The sequence below is a fragment of the Cupriavidus sp. 30B13 genome (genome assembly GCF_049059565.2).
Classification (GTDB): domain Bacteria; phylum Pseudomonadota; class Gammaproteobacteria; order Burkholderiales; family Burkholderiaceae; genus Cupriavidus.
This window is the reverse complement of the sequence record NZ_CP188224.1, coordinates 806,645-824,251: the sequence shown is the minus strand read 5'-3', so window position 1 is coordinate 824,251 and position 17,607 is coordinate 806,645. Positions and strand designations below refer to the sequence as shown.

16 protein-coding genes are annotated in these 17,607 nt (G+C 70.1%); 9 read left to right on the top strand and 7 right to left on the bottom strand.

From position 1 onward, the window contains the following. Positions 1-29: 29 nt before the first annotated feature. Positions 30-1,925: a sigma-54-dependent Fis family transcriptional regulator gene (locus tag ACKI2N_RS22995; protein ID WP_420993057.1), complete on the bottom strand. Its 1,896-nt coding sequence runs from the start codon at positions 1,923-1,925 to the stop codon at positions 30-32. A 212-nt stretch (positions 1,926-2,137) separates the two neighbouring features. Here ACKI2N_RS22995 and ACKI2N_RS22990 point away from each other — a divergent pair, with 212 nt between their 5' ends. Then, complete coding sequence (locus ACKI2N_RS22990) at positions 2,138-2,545, top strand: VOC family protein (RefSeq protein ID WP_420993192.1); 408 nt, start codon at positions 2,138-2,140, stop codon at positions 2,543-2,545. A gap of 38 nt (positions 2,546-2,583) precedes the next feature. Here the strand turns inward: ACKI2N_RS22990 and ACKI2N_RS22985 are convergent, their stop codons facing one another. Beyond that, on the bottom strand, positions 2,584-2,838 hold the full coding sequence (locus tag ACKI2N_RS22985) for a hypothetical protein (protein ID WP_420993056.1): 255 nt from the start codon (positions 2,836-2,838) through the stop codon (positions 2,584-2,586). Between the two features lie 181 nt (positions 2,839-3,019). Here ACKI2N_RS22985 and ACKI2N_RS22980 point away from each other — a divergent pair, with 181 nt between their 5' ends. The 3 genes from ACKI2N_RS22980 (at position 3,020) to ACKI2N_RS22970 (ending at position 7,391) form a co-directional block, all read left to right on the top strand. After that, the gene (locus ACKI2N_RS22980; protein WP_420993055.1) at positions 3,020-4,000 is read left to right on the top strand and encodes an alpha/beta hydrolase; all 981 of its coding nucleotides are present in this window, start codon (positions 3,020-3,022) and stop codon (positions 3,998-4,000) included. 9 nt (positions 4,001-4,009) lie between these two features. Next, the gene (locus tag ACKI2N_RS22975; RefSeq protein WP_420993054.1) at positions 4,010-6,064 is read left to right on the top strand and encodes a penicillin-binding protein 1A; all 2,055 of its coding nucleotides are present in this window, start codon (positions 4,010-4,012) and stop codon (positions 6,062-6,064) included. A gap of 61 nt (positions 6,065-6,125) precedes the next feature. After that, positions 6,126-7,391 carry an arsenic transporter gene (locus tag ACKI2N_RS22970; protein ID WP_420993053.1) on the top strand — a complete coding sequence of 422 codons (1,266 nt, stop codon included), beginning with the start codon at positions 6,126-6,128 and terminating at the stop codon, positions 7,389-7,391. Positions 7,392-7,397: 6 nt separating this feature from the next. Here the strand turns inward: ACKI2N_RS22970 and ACKI2N_RS22965 are convergent, their stop codons facing one another. Together ACKI2N_RS22965 and ACKI2N_RS22960 are read right to left on the bottom strand one after the other, a co-directional pair. After that, the gene (locus ACKI2N_RS22965; protein WP_420993052.1) at positions 7,398-7,697 is read right to left on the bottom strand and encodes a nicotinamide mononucleotide transporter; all 300 of its coding nucleotides are present in this window, start codon (positions 7,695-7,697) and stop codon (positions 7,398-7,400) included. A gap of 420 nt (positions 7,698-8,117) precedes the next feature. After that, positions 8,118-9,881 carry an ATP-binding protein gene (locus tag ACKI2N_RS22960; protein ID WP_420993051.1) on the bottom strand — a complete coding sequence of 588 codons (1,764 nt, stop codon included), beginning with the start codon at positions 9,879-9,881 and terminating at the stop codon, positions 8,118-8,120. A 308-nt stretch (positions 9,882-10,189) separates the two neighbouring features. Between ACKI2N_RS22960 and arsN2 the strand changes: the two genes are divergently transcribed. The 4 genes from arsN2 to ACKI2N_RS22940 all read left to right on the top strand — a co-directional run bounded on the left by arsN2 (position 10,190) and on the right by ACKI2N_RS22940 (position 12,889). Continuing rightward, positions 10,190-10,621, top strand: coding sequence for an arsenic resistance N-acetyltransferase ArsN2 (arsN2, locus tag ACKI2N_RS22955; protein ID WP_420993050.1), 432 nt, complete (start codon positions 10,190-10,192; stop codon positions 10,619-10,621). A 194-nt stretch (positions 10,622-10,815) separates the two neighbouring features. Next, positions 10,816-11,541 carry a GTP cyclohydrolase I gene (gene folE / locus ACKI2N_RS22950; protein WP_420993049.1) on the top strand — a complete coding sequence of 242 codons (726 nt, stop codon included), beginning with the start codon at positions 10,816-10,818 and terminating at the stop codon, positions 11,539-11,541. 47 nt (positions 11,542-11,588) lie between these two features. After that, on the top strand, positions 11,589-12,032 hold the full coding sequence (locus ACKI2N_RS22945) for a BLUF domain-containing protein (RefSeq protein WP_420993048.1): 444 nt from the start codon (positions 11,589-11,591) through the stop codon (positions 12,030-12,032). Between the two features lie 65 nt (positions 12,033-12,097). Beyond that, positions 12,098-12,889, top strand: a complete 792-nt coding sequence (locus ACKI2N_RS22940; protein ID WP_420993047.1) for a fumarylacetoacetate hydrolase family protein — start codon at positions 12,098-12,100, stop codon at positions 12,887-12,889. Positions 12,890-13,198: 309 nt separating this feature from the next. On the opposite strand, the gene ACKI2N_RS22935 is transcribed toward ACKI2N_RS22940, so the two are convergent. The 3 genes from ACKI2N_RS22935 to ACKI2N_RS22925 form a co-directional block, all read right to left on the bottom strand. After that, positions 13,199-14,590 (bottom strand): dihydrolipoyl dehydrogenase, encoded by a 1,392-nt coding sequence (locus tag ACKI2N_RS22935; protein WP_420993191.1) that lies wholly within the window; start codon positions 14,588-14,590, stop codon positions 13,199-13,201. A 208-nt stretch (positions 14,591-14,798) separates the two neighbouring features. Then, complete coding sequence (locus ACKI2N_RS22930) at positions 14,799-15,530, bottom strand: glutathione peroxidase (protein ID WP_420993046.1); 732 nt, start codon at positions 15,528-15,530, stop codon at positions 14,799-14,801. A gap of 178 nt (positions 15,531-15,708) precedes the next feature. Beyond that, a complete protein-coding gene (locus ACKI2N_RS22925) occupies positions 15,709-16,617 on the bottom strand; it encodes a LysR family transcriptional regulator (RefSeq protein ID WP_420993045.1) in 909 nt (302 codons plus the stop codon). 148 nt (positions 16,618-16,765) lie between these two features. Between ACKI2N_RS22925 and ACKI2N_RS22920 the strand changes: the two genes are divergently transcribed. After that, the gene (locus ACKI2N_RS22920; protein WP_420993044.1) at positions 16,766-17,311 is read left to right on the top strand and encodes a hypothetical protein; all 546 of its coding nucleotides are present in this window, start codon (positions 16,766-16,768) and stop codon (positions 17,309-17,311) included. The last annotated feature ends 296 nt before the right edge of the window (positions 17,312-17,607 follow it).

Below are 17,607 nucleotides of genomic sequence, written 5' to 3'. Positions count from 1 at the left end.
CCCTTTCCTCCCCTCCGCCGCCCGGTTCCTCAGTCGCCTTTCCTCAGGCGCCGGTAGATCGTGTTGCGGGAAACGCCAAGCTCGCGCGCGGCCAGGCTGACGTTGCCCGCGTGCCGCGCCAGCGCCTGCCGGATCAGGCCCGCCGCGGCATCGCGCAGCGGCGCCGCGGCGGCCGGCGTGGCCGCGGTGTCCCGGGCGGCCATCGCGCCGTCCAGCTCTTCGAAGAAGTCCTCGGGCAGATGCGCCAGCCCGATCTCGTCCTCGCCTTCGGCCATGATCGCCGCGGTGCGCAGCACGTTGACCATCTGCCGCAGGTTGCCGGGCCAGGGATGGCGCAGGAAACACGCCATCGCCTCGGCCGACACGCGCCGCGGGCGGGCGCCGCCGCCCGGCTCGGCCTGCGCGAGCTGCTGCGCCAGGATGCGCTCGACCAGCGCCGCGTGGTCGGTGCGCTCGCGCAGCGCGGGCAGCGTGACCGCCAGCGCGTTGATGCGGTAGTAGAGGTCTTCGCGGAAAGTGCCGTCGGCGATCATCGCGCGCAGGTCGCGGTGGGTGGCGCAGATGATGCGCAGGTCCACCGGCAGCGCGCGCGCCGCGCCCAGCGGGGTGACCGCGCGCTCCTGCAGTACGCGCATCAGCCGCACCTGCTGCGCCAGCGGCATGTCGCCGATCTCGTCGAGGAACAAGGTGCCGCCATGCGCCTGCGCCAGCTTGCCGGGACTGCCGCGCCGGCGCGCGCCGGTGAAGGCGCCGTCCTCGTAGCCGAACAGTTCCGCCTCGATCAGCGATTCGGGTATCGAGGCGCAGTTGACCGCCACGAACGGCGCGTCGCCGCGCGGGGAGGCGCGGTGGATGGCGCGCGCCAGCCACTCCTTGCCGGTGCCGGTGCGGCCGAGGATGAGGATCGGGATATCGCGCCCGCGCACCTTGTCCACGCGCTGCAGCACGGCGGCCATGCGGGCGTCGCCGGTGTCCAGCTCTGCCAGCGGCGAGGCATGGCGGGGCGGCGCCGCCGCGGGTGCCGCGCGGCGCGCGGGCTGCAGCGGCGCGGTGCGCGCGAATACATGCACGCGGCTGGGCAGCGTGAGCGTGAGCAGCTGGCCGCCGGCCTCGCCGCCTTGTTGCAGCGCGGCGCCCAGCGGCATGCCGAACAGCGCGGCGAAGCTCTGCCGGTCCAGCGAGCCGGGCGACAGCCCGAGCTGGAACAGCCCGCTGCGGTTGGCCGCGAGAAAGGTGCCGTCGGGCGCGAACGCGGCCATGCCCTCGAACAGCGTGCCGACGAATTCCGGCCTGGCGTGGAAGCGCACCAGCGCGCCTTCGGTGAAATGCGTGGCGAACAGGTGGTTCTCGATCATCTGCGCCGACATCCGCACCAGCGCCATGGTGTGCTTGTGAAAGCCGCGGTGATCGCCGCTGACGTCGAGCGCGCCGAGGATCTCGCCGTAGGGCCCGGCGATGGGCGCGCACGAGCAGGTCAGCAGCCGGTTGGCGCGCAGGAAGTGCTCGTCGGCGTGGACCACGGCCGGGCGCGCTTCGGCCAGCGCGGTGCCGATGGCGTTGGTGCCCTTGCTCGACTCCGCCCACGACACGCCGGGCGCCAGCGCCACGCGCCGCGCGCGGTCGGCGAAATCGCTGTCGCCCAGGCTGTGCAGGATCACGCCGCCGCTGTCGGTGAGCAGCACCATGCTTTCGGTGCCGGCGATCTGCGCGTGCAGGGTTTCCATCACCGGCAGCGCATGCTTGTAGAGCACCTGGCTGGCGTCGACCAGTTCGTGCAGCGCGCCCTGCGGCAGCGGGTGGAAATCCCCCGCGTGGGCGGCTTCGAGCCCGAAGGCGAGCGAGCGCGCGTGCGCGCGGGCAAGCAGGCAGAGGCGCTCCGGGTCGTCGGGGGGTGCCGCGGCGTGGCGGGCAAGCGGGCTGCTCATGACGGCTGGTCTCCTGTTATGGATCCCGGTCGGGCCGGGTCGGCCGTCTCGATGCGCGGTGTGGCGGCGGCATGGCGACCTTGCCGCGAAACCTTATCACAAGCGGCGGGCGCCGGGCCAGCGCGCCGGCGCCCGCCGCGGGGCCGGTGTAAAGTAAGCGCTTTCCCCGCTACCGCCGCGCCTGTGGCGCGCGCGCTTTCGAAAGGCACATGATGAGCATCGTGATAGACCGCTTCGACCACATCGTCCTCAACGTGAAGGACGTCGAGGCCAGCGCCGCATGGTATGAGAGCGTGCTCGGCATGACGCGCGAGGATTTCGACTCGCGCACCGGCAAGCGGGTCTCGGTCCGCTTCGGCCAGCAGAAGATCAACCTGCGCCCGCTCGGCACCGACACCGTGGCGTGGTTCACCGGCGTGCATCCCACCGCCGGCAGCGACGATCTCTGCTTCATCACGCACAATTCGCCGGAAAGCGTGGTCGCGCACTGGCTGGCGCACCACGTGCCGATCGAGGCCGGCCCGGTGCAGCGCAGCGGCGCGCTCGGGCCGATGACCTCGGTCTATTGCCGCGATCCGGACGGCAACCTGATCGAAGTGGCGTCATACCCGAAAAACTGAGCGGGAAACGCCACGCGGACGTGAGCGCCGCGCCCGGCTCAGCGCTTGCCGTCGAGCAGGCCGTTGAGCAGGTCGTCGAACGCGGCCTGCGCGTCTTCCAGCGCCTGCAGCGCGGCGTCGAAGGTGGTCAGCGCCATCTTGGACGGGGTGCCGGCGCCCTGTGGCGGGAACTGCCCTTGCAGCGCCGTGAAGGCCACCTGCACCTGCCGCGTGGCGCTGACCACGCGCTCCATCGCCTGGGCTTCTTCGGCGCGGTTCTGGCCGGCCCGGGCCGGATCGTTCTGTTCGCTCATGTGCTTGGCTCCGTGCGCGGCCGCACGGGCCGCCGTTGATGTGGGCCGTATCGTACAAGAAGAACAAGAAGTGGAAGAACTTGCTGGCGCCCGGCCGGGTCGAAGCCGTGGCCGCGGGAGAACATCCCCGGGGCTCCGCGCCGCCGCCTCCGGCCGCGCCGGACAATTTCGCGAACCGAGCATGCCGTCATCCTTTCCCCGCAAGACGCTCGCCGCCGCCCTGCTCACGGCGGGCGGCTTCACCTTCTACTGGACCTACCTCACGCTGAACCAGGGCCGGCTGCTGTTCGACGCCCGCCGCCGGCCGCCGCGCGAGCTGCCCGCCGGCGTCGCCGCCTATTCGCACGAGGTGCCGGGCGGCCTGCTGCGCGGCTATGTGTACGGTGCGCCACCGGCGCCGGACGGCGACCGGGCGCCGCCGGCGGGTGGCGCCGGCGGCGCGCAAGAAGGCGTGCGCGACCTGCTGTTCTACCTGCCGGGGCGCGGCGAGGACGTGCTGGTCACCATGCAGTACCTTGCCTGGCTGCCGCCGCGGGTGGGCTTTGCCACCATGGATTACCGCGGCGTGGGCCATTCGGACGGCGCGCCGTCCGAGGCCGCCGCCGTGGCCGACGCCAGCCAGTTCCTGCTGCACCTGCGCCGCGTCTTCCCGGGCACGCGCGTGCACGTGGTCGGGCGCAGCCTGGGCACCGGCGTGGCCATCCAGCTGGCCGACCTGCAGGATTTCGAAAGCCTGCAACTGATCACGCCGTACGACTCGCTGCTGGAGATCGTGCGCAAGCGCTTTCCGCTGGTGCCGCTGCGGCAACTGATGCGCCATCACTTCGACTCCATCTCCCACTGCAAGAAGGTGGTGCAGAGCACCAAGGTGCTGCTGGCCGAGCGCGACGACGTGGTGCCGCACGAATGCTCGGAGCGCCTGATGGCCGCGTGGCCGATGCCGGTGGCGCAGCAGACCATGCCCGGCACCGATCACTTCACCATCATCGAGCGGCCGGACACCTGGCGCGCGCTGGCCGCGTTCGCCCAGCAGGTGGGCCTGCCGGGCGGGCAGCCGGCGCCGGCGCGGCCGCGGGCCGCGGCGCCGGACGAGGAGATGGCGGGCGGCAACGACCTCCCCGCCCCCGATCCGCGCGGCATGCCGGCATGGGCGCCAAGGTAGAATGCGCGCATGAAAAGAGTCGTTGCAAAGGCAGCCATCGCCACTTTGGCGCTGGCCGCCGCCTCCGCCCTGCTTGCCGGGTTCGCCGCCGTGGTGAGCCTGCGCCAGCTTCCCGACGTCGCCGCGCTGCGCGATTATCGCCCCGACCTGCCGCTGCGCATCTTCACCAGCGACAACGTCCTGATCGGCGAATTCGGCAACGAGCACCGCGAGTTCGTCCCGCTCGAGCGCATGCCGCGCCAGATGTCCAACGCCCTGCTGGCGGCCGAGGACGACCAGTTCTACGAGCATGCCGGCGTGGACATCCCCGGCATCGTGCGCGCCGCGCTGGCCAATATCGGCGAAGGCTACGCGCAGGGCGCCTCCACCATCACCATGCAGGTGGCGCGCAACTTCTACCTCTCGCGCGAGAAGACGCTGTCGCGCAAGTGGTATGAAATCCTGCTGGCCTGGAAGATCGACCACTCGCTGCCCAAGGACCGCATCCTCGAGCTGTACATGAACCAGGTCTACCTGGGCGAGCACGCGTATGGCTTCGGCAGCGCCGCGCAGGCGTATTTCGGCAAGCCGCTGGACGCGCTCTCGCTGGCCGAGACGGCGATGCTCGCGGGCCTGCCCAAGGCGCCCTCGACCATGAACCCGGTGGCCAACTTCCAGCGCGCCAAGCTGCGCCAGCAATACGTGCTCGGGCGCATGCAGGCGCTGGGCATGATCACGCACGAGCAATACCAGGCGGCCCGCCAGGAAACCCTGCAGGTGACGGGCGGGCGCAACGGCCGCTTCGACGGCCATGCCGAATACGTGGCCGAGCTGGCGCGCCAGCTCGCCTACGAGCGCTTCGGCGACGAGGCCTACACGCGCGGGCTGAACGTCTACACCACGGTGTCGTCGGTGCGGCAGAGCCTGGCCTACGAGGCCGTGCACGCCGGCCTCGAGCAGTACGGCCGGCGCCACGCCGGCGCGCAGCCGCCGCAGGCCGCGCTGGTCTCGCTCGACAGCAAGACCGGCGCCATCGAGGCCATGATCGGCGGGGCCGACTTCGGCACCAGCCGCTTCAACCACGCCACCCAGGCCGAGCGCCAGCCGGGCTCGACCTTCAAGCCCTTCATCTATTCGGCCGCGCTCGAGCGCGGCCTGTCGTCCAACACGGTGATCAACGACGCGCCGCTCGATGCGTCGTCGCGCTGGCAGCCGGGCAACGACGACGGCAAGTTCCTCGGCGCGGTGAGCCTGCGCCAGGCGCTGGCCGAGTCGCGCAACCTGCCGGCCATCCGCACGCTGCAGGCCATCGGCATTCCGTACGCGGTGGACTACGCCGGCAAGTTCGGCTTCTCCGAGCAGCAGTTGCCGCGCTACCTGCCGATGGCGCTGGGCACCGGCACCACCACGCCGCTGCGGCTGGCCGCCGCCTACGGCGTGTTCGCCAGCGAGGGCTACCGCACCGAGCCCTACCTGATCGACCGCATCAGCGACGGCGCCGGCAACGTCCTGTTCAGCGCGGCCAGCGAACCGCGGCCGAGCCGCGTGATTCCCGCGCGCAATGCCTACGTCATGAACAACCTGCTGCACAGCGTGGTGACCAGCGGCACCGGCGCCGGGCTGCAGCGCTACCTGCGCCGCGCCGACGTGGCGGGCAAGACCGGCACCACCAACGACTCGGTGGACGGCTGGTTCGCCGGCTACGCGGCCGGCGTCGTCACGGTGGCGTGGATGGGCTTCGACGACAACCGCACGCTGGGCCGCCACGAATTCGGCGCCACCACGGCCTTGCCGATCTGGGCCTCGTACATGGAAGGCCGCCTCGCCGGCCAGCCCGAGGAAGCGCTCGCCACGCCCGCGGACCTCGTGCACAGCGGCGACGACTGGCTCTATCCGGAATACGCCGACGGCAGCCACGGCATCGCCTCGCTCGGCTTCCCGCCGCCGGGGCAAGCCCAGGACCCCGCCGCCGATGCAGAACAGGACGGCGCGGCCGCGCCCGGCGCGCCCGCCGACCCGCTCAAGGCCGCCTCGCCGGCCACGCCCGCGGCCATCGCGCCGCGCGCACCGCAGCCCAGCACCTGACCCCCCGGCCTGCCGCGCGACATGGCGGCCGGCGATACCGAGCCCGCGCGGCCGCCTCCCGATGCCGACAAGCCTGTCCCCCTACCACGGCCTGCTGATCTGGGCCGTGGCCGCCGCGGCCACCATCGGCGTGATCACGCGGCCGTTCCGCCTGCCGGAGGCCTTCTGGGCCGTGGCCGGCGCGCTGCTGCTGTGCGCCACCGGCCTGCTGGCCGTGCCCGACGCGCTGGCCGCGGTGGCGCGCGGCTACGATGTGTACCTGTTTCTCGGCGGCATGATGCTGGCGGCCGAGCTGGCCCGCAAGACCGGGCTGTTCGACCACGTGGCGGCGCTGGCGGTGCGCCGGGCCAGGGGTTCGGCGCGGCGCCTGTTCGTGCTGGTCTACGGCATCGGCACGGCGGTCACGGTGTTCATGTCCAACGACGCCACCGCGGTGGTGCTCACGCCCGCCGTGCTGGCGGCCACGCGCGCCGCCCGGGTCAGGCATCCGCTGCCCTACCTGTATGGCTGCGCCTTCATCGCCAATGCCGCCAGCTTCGTGCTGCCGATTTCCAACCCGGCCAACCTGGTGGTGTTCGGCGCGCACATGCCCTCGCTGGCGGGCTGGCTGGCGCGCTTCGCGCTGCCGTCCGCGCTGGCGATCGCCGCCACCTTCGCCGCCTTGTACTGGACGCAGCGCCACGCGCTCGCCGAGCGCATCGCCGCCGACGTGCCGGTGCCGCCGCTGTCGCCCGAGGCCAGGCTCACCGCGGCCGGCATCGTCGCCATGGGCGTGGTGCTGCTGGCCGCTTCCCTGCTCGGCGCGGAACTGGGCTGGCCGACCTGCCTGGCCGGCGTGGCCACGCTGGTGCTGGTATGCGCGCGCCGGCCCGGCCTGTGCGTGCCGGCGCTGCGCGAGATCTCGTGGGGCGTGCTGCCGCTGGTGGCAGGCTTGTTCGTGCTGGTGGCCGGGCTCGAGCGGACCGGCGTGATCGCCCGGCTGGCGGCCACGATGCAGGCGCTGGCGCAGCACTCGCCCGCCGCCGGCACCTGGCTGCCGGGCGCGGTGGTGGCGCTGGCCTCCAACGTGGTCAACAATCTGCCGGCCGGGCTGATCGCCTCGTCCGCGCTGGCGGCGGGGCATGCCGGCACGGACGTCGCCAGCGCGGTGCTGGTCGGCATCGACCTCGGGCCCAACCTTTCGGTCACGGGCTCGCTGGCCACGCTGCTGTGGCTGACCGCCCTGCGGCGCGAAGGCCACGAGGTGGGCGCGCTGCAGTTCCTGCGCCTGGGGGCGCTGGTGATGCCGGCGGCGCTGGTGCCCGCGCTGGCCTGGCTGGCGTGGTGAGCCGGCTCAGGCCGGATGGCCCTGCCCGCCGTGCAGGCGCTCCTGCTCGCGGTGGAACCTGGTGTGGCGGTATAGCCCGTAGATGCTGGTGGCGGTAAAGCCCAGCTGCTGCACGAACAGCCCGTAGGTGCCCGTCACCAGCGCGAACACGCTCCATACCAGGTTGGAACAGAGATAGGCGATCCAGCCCCAGCGCGACGCCTTGTTGTGCAGCGCCACCAGCAGCGAGCCGCTCATCGCCAGCGCGCAGCCGGACCATTCGAGGCCATTGAGCAGATTGGGAATGTACTGTTGCGCCAGATCCATCGCGCTTGTCTCCTGAATGATTTCAGATTTTGTTTTGTGCCCATATTTTGCATACAAAGCGAGACGAAGCTTAGCCTGCAAGCGGCAGGCGGGGCAAGTGTTTTTGCGCGAGGAAACGGGCGCGTGGGGGCCGCGGGCGGTGGCGCCGACAGGCGGAGGCGATGCGAAGGCGATGCGAAGGCGATACGGGCCCACTGCCGCGGGATTATTTCGTCAGGTAGATGACGATCACGATGACCCCGAGGCCTGCCAGGGTGAGCAAGAGATAAGCAAGCATCGGCGGCAGGTGTTGGTTGGGTGGTGTTGGCGTGCCTCCAGTATGGGGTGGCTGCAACGGCACTGCCGTAGGGCAATGGCTGATTCAGCCGGGGCGGTGTCCTACACGCGGCGCCGGCCTCGTCGCCAGTGCCGGCGCCGCTCTCAGGCGCGGCCCAGGATCTCCGCCAGGGCCTCCATCGCAAGCGGCTTGGCAAGGTGGAAATCGAAGCCCGCGGCCGCGCCGCGCGCGCGGTCGGCCGGCGCCGCGTAGCCGCTCAGCGCCACCAGCCGCGTGCACTCGAAGCCCGGCAGCTGGCGCAGGCGCTGGGCCAGCTCGAAGCCGTCGATGCCGGGCAGGCCGATGTCGATCAGCGCGATGTCGGGCGTGAAGCCGGCGGCAATCGCGAGCGCGTCCTCGCCGCTGGCGGCCAGCCGCACTTCGTGGCCGTCGAGCTCGAGCAGCATGCCCAGCGCGCGCAGGCCCTCGGCGTTGTCGTCGACCAGCAGGATGCGCAGCGGGCCGAGCCCCGCCCGCTGCGCCGCGGCATCGGCCGCGCCCGCGCACACCACCGGCAGCCGCGCCCGCACTTCGGTGCCGAGCCCCTTGCCTTCGCTGTGCACGGTCACCGTGCCGCCATGCAGCTCGACCATGCGCTTGACGATGGCCAGGCCCACGCCGAGCCCGCTGCCATGGGCGTCGCCCGCGAACTGGCTGAACATGTCCAGCACATTGGGCAGGTAGGCCGGCTCGATGCCGATGCCGTTGTCCTTGACCGTGATCACCAGCATGTCGAAGGCGCCGGCGTCGTCGGCCTGCGCGCCGTCCGCCTCGCCCATCGGCGACGGCTCGACCTGCACCGACAGGTCCATGGCGCCGCCGCGCGGCGTGTACTTGATCGCGTTGGACAAGAGGTTGGTCACCACCTGCGTGAGCCGTGCCGCGTCCGCGTACACCGTCACCGGCGCATCGGGCAGCGAGGCGGTGAGCACGTTGCCATGCCACTCGATGTCCGACGCCACCGCAGCCAGCGCGTCCGCCACGATGTCCTGCATGTTGGCGTGGGTGCGCACGATCGGCACCTTGCCCTGCTTGATGCGCGAGGCATCGAGCAGGTCGTCGGTCAGCCGCTTGAGCTGGCGCATCTGGCGCTCGGCGATATCGAGCATTTCCGCGGCCGCCTGCTGCGCCGTCGCGAGCCGGCGGCTGACCTTGATCGCGCTGTCGATGGCGGCGATGGGATTGCGCAGTTCATGCCCGAGCATGGCGAGGAACTCGTCCTTGCGCGTGTCCGACAACTGCAGCGCCTCGCGCGCGGCCTTGGCCTGCGCCGCCTCGGCAATGGCGGCGTCCTTGCTGCGCGACATGCTCAGCACCGCGCCGGCGAAACTGGCCAGGCTCTCCAGCAGCCGGCAGTCTTCCTCGTCGAAACAGCGCCCCGGCTCGTGGGCCGCGACCCAGATGGTACCCCACGGCTCGCCGTCGCCGGGGATCGGCACCACCAGTTCTTCGACCATCTCCGGCGCAAGCGCCGGCAGGCAGGAGAAATGCCGCTGCGGATGGTCGAACAATTGCGGGCTGCCCAGTTCGAGCGTGATGCCCGACGGGCTCTCGTCGCACGGCACCACATGGCCGGCCAGGGTCTCGCCGAGGCCGGCGGTGGCGGTCCAGCGCAGCGCCGGCATGCCGTCGCCGCCGGCTTCGGGCAGGCTGATGCCGGCGCTGCCCGCGCCGCACAATTGCAGCGCGGAATCGGCCAGCGACTGCAGCAGCGCGAGATCGGACGAGACCAGCGCCCGCGCCAGCCGGCGCAGGGCCACGCATTCGGCCCCGTAGTCGGGCGAGCGGGCCGCGCGCCGGGCGAGTTCGCCGGTCGTCAAGGCGCCCGCGCTGCGTGCGCGCAACAGCGAAGGAGATGGTGATGTCATGCGAGTCACTCCCGGAGCCACGGCGGACTCCCTGGCCGGCACCGGCGCGCCGGGTGCGCGCGGGGCGTCCTGCCTGCCGGGAATGGTAACGGATTTCCACTTGCGCCGGCCCGCGCGCAAGCTGCGTGCAACGGCCACGCCGCACGCATCTCCCCGACAATCCCCCGCCTGCTCCACATGGCATCCGCGTGCGGCCACGTACAGGTGCCGAAAACGCGATACGCGAATCTACTTAAGAAGTTTCCCTAGGCACCATGAGAGGAGTCTGAACTTAAGATAGGGAGGACGGCCCGAAGTACAGGAGGGCAATGATGCGCCCGCACAATGCAACGGAAAAGGATTGCGAGGAGGTACAGGACCTGCTGACGGCGTGCGGCCTGCCGCTGGACGGCGTGGCCCGCCACATCGGCAACTTCCTCGTGGTGCGCGACAACGCGGGCCTGCTCGGCTGCGCCGGCGTGGAGAACTATGGACAGGTGGCCGTGCTGCGCTCGGTGGCCGTGGCCGAGCGCGCGCGCTCGGCCGGGCTCGGCGAGCTGCTGGTGGCCGCCATGCTGGCCGAGGCGCGCACGCGCGGCGCGCAATCGGTGGTGCTGCAGACCACCAGCGCCGCCGGCTATTTCGCCCGGCTGGGCTTCGAGCGCATCGAGCGCGCCTGCATGCCGCCCGAGCTGCGCGACGCGATCTCGCTGCGCGACGCGTGCCCGGCCTCCGCCACCGTGATGCAGGCCGCGCTGTAGCCCGTCACACGTCCCGCCTGCCTGTACACCTGCTTGCACGCCTGCCCGTGGCACCCGGCGCCCGCTGTTGCGCCTGCTGTTGCGCGCAACGCACCCCGGCGCGCGGAAGGGCGTAGGATATCGTCTTGCCGGAGCCACCCGCCCGCCGGCGCGGCTGCCGCCCGTCCTTCACCTTCGCTCACCAACCGCACGATATGGAATCCGACTCCCAGGCATCTCCACCGCAACGCGACGAGGCGGCAGGCAGCGTGTCGTCCCGCATACGGTCGCGCCTGCAGGCGGCGCGCGAGCGCTTCCACGCCAACGACAACATCGCCGCCTACGTCCAGCCGGGCGAACTCGAAGAACTGCTGGAAGAGGTGCAGTCGCGCATGGAAGACGTGCTGCGCAGCCTCGTGATCGACACCGAGAGCGACCACAACACGCGCGAGACCGCGCGCCGCGTGGCCAAGATGTACCTGAAGGAAATCTTCGCGGGACGCTACGTCAGCCAGCCCAACGTCACCGAGTTCCCCAACGCCGAGCGCATCAACGAGCTGATGATCGTGGGCCCGCTGCGCGTGCGCAGCGCGTGCTCGCACCACCTGTGCCCGATCATCGGCAAGCTGTGGGTGGGCGTCATGCCGAACCAGCACTCCAACCTGATCGGGCTGTCGAAGTACGCGCGCCTGGCCGAGTGGATCATGTGCCGGCCGCAGATCCAGGAAGAAGCCGTGACCCAGGTGGCCGACCTGCTGCAGGAAAAGATGAGTCCCGACGGACTGGCCATCGTCATGGAGGCCGAGCACTTCTGCATGCACTGGCGCGGCGTGCGCGATACCGACGCCAAGATGACCAACAGCGTGATGCGCGGCTCCTTCCTCAAGGACGACAGCCTGCGCCGCGAATTCCTGACCCTGCTGAGCCGGCACCGGGACTAGCCCGGACGCCGCGCGCCACCCACACCGGACACTCCACGGGAGACATCATGCTCGTACGCCTGCTCTATGCCAGCCGCGCATGCCAGCCGGCCTATCCCGCGCTGGTCGACGACATCGTCGCCACCAGCGTGGCCAACAACCCGAAGCACGGCATCACCGGCGTGCTGTGCTACGGCAACGGCATCTTCATGCAGGCGCTCGAAGGCGGGCGCAGCGAAGTCTCGCGCCTGTACCAGCTGATCGTGCGCGATGCGCGCCACGAGGACGTGGTGCTGCTGCACTACGAGGAAATCCTCGAGCGCGAGTTCGCCGGCTGGGCGATGGGCCTGGTCAACACCGGCAAGGTCAACATGGCCACCATCCTCAAGTACTCCTCGCACGGCGAGCTCGACCCCTACCGCACCAGCGGGCTGGCCTCGCAGGCGCTGCTCAAGGAACTGATCGCGGGCGCGTCGATCGTGGCGCGCACCTCGGAGCGGCACCGCTTCTGAGCGCGGCAGGACCACACCACACAACAACGCAACGACATCAACGACATCAACGACAGGAAGAATCTGTGAGCGCGAACTTCAATCCCGGCGCGGCAGCCGAACTGCTGGCCGACGCCTGGCGCCGCGGCACGCAAATGCGCGACCTGCCCGCCGCCGCCAAGCCCGCCACGCTGGCCGAGGGCTACGACGTGCAGGACCGCTTCATCGCCGCGCTCGGCGATCCGGTGGCGGGCTGGAAGCTCGGCGTGGGCAGCGCCAGCGCCATGCGGCGCGCGGGGCTGGCGCGCCCGCTGGCGGGCCAGATCGGCGCCTCGCGCTGCCTGGAAGCGGGTGCCGCCGTGACGGTCCCGGCGGGCGCCGTGGCCACCATCGAATTCGAGATCGCGGTGCGGCTCGCGCGCGACGTGCCGCCGCAGCGGCAAGCGCTCGCGCCGGACGCGCTGGCGGCGCTCGTCGACAGCGCCCAGGTCGCCTTCGAGGTGGTGCTGTCCCGCTATGAGGACCGCGGCGCGGTCGGCATGCCGGCCTTCGCCGGCGACAACGTCGGCTTCCACGCGCTGGTGCTGGGCCCGCGCATCGACCCGGCAAGCATGGAGGCGGTGCGCGCCAGCGCCAGCGTGGCGGTCGACGGCGAGGTGCGCGCGCTGCCGCTGGCCGGCGACGACGCCATCTATCCGCTGGACGCGCTGCAGTCCCTGCTGGCGCATGCGGCCGAGCGCCGCATCACGCTGCGCCAGGGCACCGTGGTCACCACCGGCACCCTGACCCGGCCGTTCGACGTGCCGCCCGGCGCGCACGAGATCCGCGCCAGTTATGCAGGCGGCGAATTGCCGATGCGGCTGGTCTGCCGCTCTTGACAATTCCTTAAGATTTCACATATTCCGAATTTTCGCCTTGCCCTGTTATCCACACTTTGTGTGGATAACACTGTCGACAAACTCCGCAAACGGCGCTGGCAAGCCAACCCCATCGGACTGCCCACAAAACGGGCAACTGCCGCGCGGCCGCTGCGCCAGCCGGCCCTCTACTCCGGAACGGCCGAGGGCGTCAAGGAATGTGAAGGGCGTGCGCGCCATGCGCCGCCGTCCGCGCGCGGGCGGGAACGGCACCGCGAAGTGAGTGCGGGCTAGCCTGCCGGCCAACCCGCGCGGGCACTCCGCCCCGCCTCAGGCGGCGAGCTTCGCGGCCGCGTCGCGCAGCGCGGTGCGCAGGCCTTCTTCCACCACCGGGTGGTAGTACGGCATGGCCAGCATCTGCTCGACGGTAAGCGCCTGCTGATAAGCCCAGGCCAGCAGGTGCGCAATGTTCTCGGCGCGCGGGCCGGTCCATTCGGCGCCGAGGAAGCGCCCGCTCTGCTTGTCGGCATAGACGTGCATCAGCCCCCGGTTCTTCAGCATCACGCGGCTGCGGCCCTGGTCCTCGAAGCTCACCTCGCCGGTGACGAAGCTGTCCGGCGCGAGGTCCGCATGGCGCTGGCCCACCATCGCGATCTGCGGGTCGGAGAACACCACGCCGATCGGCGCGCGGCGCGCCAGCGGACGCACCGCGGGGAAAGCGGCCGCGTTCTCGCCGGCGGCCTTGCCTTCGTCGGCGGCTTCATGCAGCAGCGGCAGCACGTCGTTGGCGTCGCCCGCGATGAAGACCGGCGCCGTGCCGCATTGCAGGGTGGCCGGGTCGAACACCGGCACGCCGCGCCAGTCGAGCTCGAGCCCGCTGTTCTCCAGCCCCAGGTTGCGCACATTGGGCACGCGGCCGGTGGCGGCCAGCGCGTAGTCGAAGCGCTCGGTGACCGGCTTGCCGTCGAGATCGGTGAAACCGATCACCACTTCGTCGCCGTCGCGGTGCATCTCGCCCAGGCTGGCATCGGGATCGAGGTAGAACTCCTGGCGGAAGCTGGCCACGGCATTGGCCTTGATGGCCGGGTCGGTAAGCGGGCCGACACCGCCGCGCAGGCCGAACACCCGCACATGCACGCCCAGGCGCGACAACGCCTGGCCCAGTTCGAGGCCGATCACGCCGGGGCCGAACACCGCCACGCGGCGCGGCAGGTCGTCCCAGGCGAAGACGTCGTCGTTGACCACCAGGCGGTCGCCGAACACCTTCAGCGGCGCCGGCACCATCGGGCTGGAGCCGGTGGCGATCACCACGCGGCTGGCGCGCACGGTGGTGTGGCCATCCACGTCCAGCACGGTGTTGTCGATGAAGCGGGCATAACCGCGGATCTTGTCTTCGGCGGGGATGCCGTCGACGCCGCGCACCACGAAGCCGACGAAGCGGTCGCGCTCGCGCTTGACGCGGTCCATCACCTCGCGGCCGTCGACGCGGATCGCGCCGTCCACGTGCACGCCGAACGGCGCGGTGTGGCGCAGCTCGTGCGCGGCCTCGGCCGCCGCGATCAGCAGCTTGGAGGGCATGCAGCCGACGCGGGCGCAGGTGGTGCCGTAGGGTCCGCCTTCGATGATGACGGCGCGCTTGCCGGCCGCGCGCGCCGCGCGGTAGGCGGCCAGGCCGGCGGTGCCGGCACCGATCACGGCGACGTCGGTATGGATGGTCTGCACGGTCTGCTCGCTCTGCGTGGTGGTCATGACGATGTCTTTCCTGGTGGAGTCTGCTTCAATCAGCGGACCCGATGGCAGCGGCTGGCGCTGCCATCGGGTCCGCCGACTAGGGCGGGGCTGCCGGCATTGCCGGCGCCGCGCCCGTGCGGCGGTCAAGCGTGGCGGACCATGTGCCGGTCCGCCGGTGCGGGCATGGGTGCGGATGCGCTCAGCGCGCGAGATAGGTCTCGAGCGCTTCGGCGCCGCCGACCAGGCTGCCGTTGATGAAGATCTGCGGCGCGGTCATGTTGCCGGACACGGCGCCCAGCACCTTGCCGCGGATCTTGTGTTCGAGCGGCACGTCGATGTACTCGTAGCCGTTGTCCGACAGCATCTGCTTGGCCTTGGCGCAGAACGAGCAGCCCACCTTGGAGAAGACCACGACCTGGTCGGGCTTCTTGGCGTTCGGCGCGATGTAGTCGAGCATGGTGTCGGCGTCCGAGACCTTGAACGGGTCGCCCGGCTCTTCCGGCTCGATGAACATCTTCTCGACCACGCCGTCCTTGACCAGCATCGAATAGCGCCAGCTGCGCTTGCCGAAGCCCAGGTCGGTCTTGTCGACCAGCATGCCCATGCCTTCGGTGAACTCGCCGTTGCCGTCGGGGATCATCACGATGTTTTCCGATTCCTGGTCCTTGGCCCATTCGTTCATCACGAAGGTGTCGTTGACCGACACGCACAGGATCGCGTCCACGCCATGCTTGGCGAAGACCGGAGCCAGTTCGTTGTAGCGCGGCAGGTGGGTCGACGAACAGGTCGGGGTGAACGCGCCGGGCAGCGAGAACAGGGCGATGGTCTTGCCCTCGAACAGGTCAGCGGTGGTCACCGTCTTCCATTCATTGTTTTCGCGGACGCGGAACGAGACGTTGGGGACGCGTTGACCTTCACGGGATTGCAGCATGGGTATGGCTCCTGGGTGACTGGGGGGTAGATGGCCGCGTGTTGCAGCGAAGACCCGATTCTGAAGGGACGATCTCTATTTGTACAATTTATCGTCACAAATACCGCGATTGCAAATTACTATCGATGCGGCATAGGAAGGCCCTATGTCACGCCAAAAGGAGCATGGAAGGGGCGGGTCAGCCCTGCGCGCCGCCGCGTTCGGTGCAGGTTTCCCGTACGCACCCGCGCAGCCAGCGATGGGCCAGGTCGCCATCCATTCTCGGGTGCCAGAGCAACGAAACAGTGATTGCCGGGACGGAGAACGGCAGGGGAAAACCATGCAGGCCGCCGCGCAGGCCCCCGGTATGCCGTTCGGGAACACTGGCGATCAGGTCGGAGGAGCGCGCCAGTGCCAGCGCGGTCGAGAAACCGCCGACGATGGTCGCGGCTTCCCTCTCCAGGCCAAGAGATTTCAAGGCTTCGTCGATCGGTCCTTTTTCGAGGCCGCGGCGCGACACGACAACGTGCCGTCCGGCCGCATAGCGCGCGGGAGTGATCTCGCCATGGCACAACGCGTGTCCCATGCGCACGGCGCCGATGAAACGGTCCCTGAACAATGCCTGCGCGCGCAGCTCGGGACTGGTCGCATCGCCGACGACTCCTGTCTCCAGGTCTACGGTGCCATCCCGCAGCGATGTACTCTCCCTGTCCGGCTTTTGCACGAAGCGCAGCCGCACACCTGGCGCTTCCTCGCCGATGCGCGCAAGCAGCTCGGGCCCGAAGGTTTCGACGAAGCCCTCGCTGGTCCTCAGTGTGAACGTCCGGGCAAGCGCCTTGAGATCGAGCGCCGCGGCCGGCCGCAGGACGGCTTGCGCATCCTGAACGAGGAGATTGACCCGCTCCCGCAGTTCGAGCGCGCGCGGCGTAGGCACCAGGCCCCGCCCGGCCCGGACCAGCAGAGGGTCCCCGGTGGTCTCGCGCAACCGCGACAGCGCCCGGCTCATCGCGGACGGGCTGAGGCGCAAGCGCCGGGCAGCCCGCGCGACACTGCCTTCGGCGAGCAGCACATCAAGGGTAACGAGCAGGTTCAGATCGGGGCCAGACATGCGCCGAGCATAGCATGGGGCGCATCGTGACATGGCGTCATACGCATCGGTAAAGTGCAAATGCTGCGTCTTCCGCAATCATCGGCCCATGGCTATCTTTGGACACGCGCTCGGACGGTATCCGTCGGGGCAAAACCGGAGAAAACGCATGGTTCGCAATACCTTGGAAACGTCGATCGAAGGCATCAGATCGGTCTGGGGGCCGCTGAGCACCGAAGTGGTCGCGGGTTGCCGCCGCCACCTGGAGAATCTGCTCGAAGCCCCTGCCACGCAGGCATGGCTGGCGGCGCTGCACACGGAAGCGCCCTTGAACAAAGAGTTGCACCGGGACCCGACCCACGGGTTCGTGCTCCTGGCGCACACGGAACACGCCGGCCTATACAGGCCGCCGCATGACCACGGCCGAAGCTGGGTCATCTACGCGGTGCAGCAAGGCGAGATCGAGATGACAAGCTATGCTCGCACGGTGGCTCCCGACGGCAGCGTCCGGCTGGTGAAAAGGGACGCGATATCGATGGGGCCCGGGCAGACCCAGGTGTATCTCCCTGGCGATATTCACGACACGCGGTGCGTGGCGGGGCCGGCGCTCCTGTTCCGCTTTACGGAACGCGATCTGAAGAGCGAAGACGTCGCCGGGCATCGCGTGACAAGGTATGTCCGGCAGGACAATGCCTGGACGGCGGGGACGCCGTGATCAGGCCGTCCAGGCGGGCCGCGGGGCGCTGGCCGTCGTTGATCCCTAATCGACCTGCTTCGCTCGGCCTCATGAAGCGAGCCTGATCCAGGGGAAGTAGCGCACCCGGCGCCCGGATCTTTTCGAAACGGCTTCTTAGGCAACGGCGCACCTCAGCACCGGAAAGTACTGACACCCATTGCGGACGTTTCGCAATTCGGGCGGTGTTCACGGCCTTTACATTCGTCACAATTGCCGCCCCCATCCAGCGGCCTCTTCCCAGGCGCCGGCAGCTCTTCCAGCCCCTGCCGGCACGC

What these genes read in the sequence shown, in the direction of transcription:
- ACKI2N_RS22995 (WP_420993057.1), bottom strand. Translation starts at nt 1,925, where the DNA reads ATGAGCAGCCCGCTTGCCCGCCACGCCGCGGCACCCCCCGACGACCCG.
- ACKI2N_RS22990 (WP_420993192.1), top strand. Translation starts at nt 2,138, where the DNA reads ATGAGCATCGTGATAGACCGCTTCGACCACATCGTCCTCAACGTGAAG.
- ACKI2N_RS22985 (WP_420993056.1), bottom strand. Translation starts at nt 2,838, where the DNA reads ATGAGCGAACAGAACGATCCGGCCCGGGCCGGCCAGAACCGCGCCGAA.
- ACKI2N_RS22980 (WP_420993055.1), top strand. Translation starts at nt 3,020, where the DNA reads ATGCCGTCATCCTTTCCCCGCAAGACGCTCGCCGCCGCCCTGCTCACG.
- ACKI2N_RS22975 (WP_420993054.1), top strand. Translation starts at nt 4,010, where the DNA reads ATGAAAAGAGTCGTTGCAAAGGCAGCCATCGCCACTTTGGCGCTGGCC.
- ACKI2N_RS22970 (WP_420993053.1), top strand. Translation starts at nt 6,126, where the DNA reads ATGCCGACAAGCCTGTCCCCCTACCACGGCCTGCTGATCTGGGCCGTG.
- ACKI2N_RS22965 (WP_420993052.1), bottom strand. Translation starts at nt 7,697, where the DNA reads ATGGATCTGGCGCAACAGTACATTCCCAATCTGCTCAATGGCCTCGAA.
- ACKI2N_RS22960 (WP_420993051.1), bottom strand. Translation starts at nt 9,881, where the DNA reads ATGACATCACCATCTCCTTCGCTGTTGCGCGCACGCAGCGCGGGCGCC.
- arsN2 (WP_420993050.1), top strand. Translation starts at nt 10,190, where the DNA reads ATGATGCGCCCGCACAATGCAACGGAAAAGGATTGCGAGGAGGTACAG.
- folE (WP_420993049.1), top strand. Translation starts at nt 10,816, where the DNA reads ATGGAATCCGACTCCCAGGCATCTCCACCGCAACGCGACGAGGCGGCA.
- ACKI2N_RS22945 (WP_420993048.1), top strand. Translation starts at nt 11,589, where the DNA reads ATGCTCGTACGCCTGCTCTATGCCAGCCGCGCATGCCAGCCGGCCTAT.
- ACKI2N_RS22930 (WP_420993046.1), bottom strand. Translation starts at nt 15,530, where the DNA reads ATGCTGCAATCCCGTGAAGGTCAACGCGTCCCCAACGTCTCGTTCCGC.
- ACKI2N_RS22925 (WP_420993045.1), bottom strand. Translation starts at nt 16,617, where the DNA reads ATGTCTGGCCCCGATCTGAACCTGCTCGTTACCCTTGATGTGCTGCTC.
- ACKI2N_RS22920 (WP_420993044.1), top strand. Translation starts at nt 16,766, where the DNA reads ATGGTTCGCAATACCTTGGAAACGTCGATCGAAGGCATCAGATCGGTC.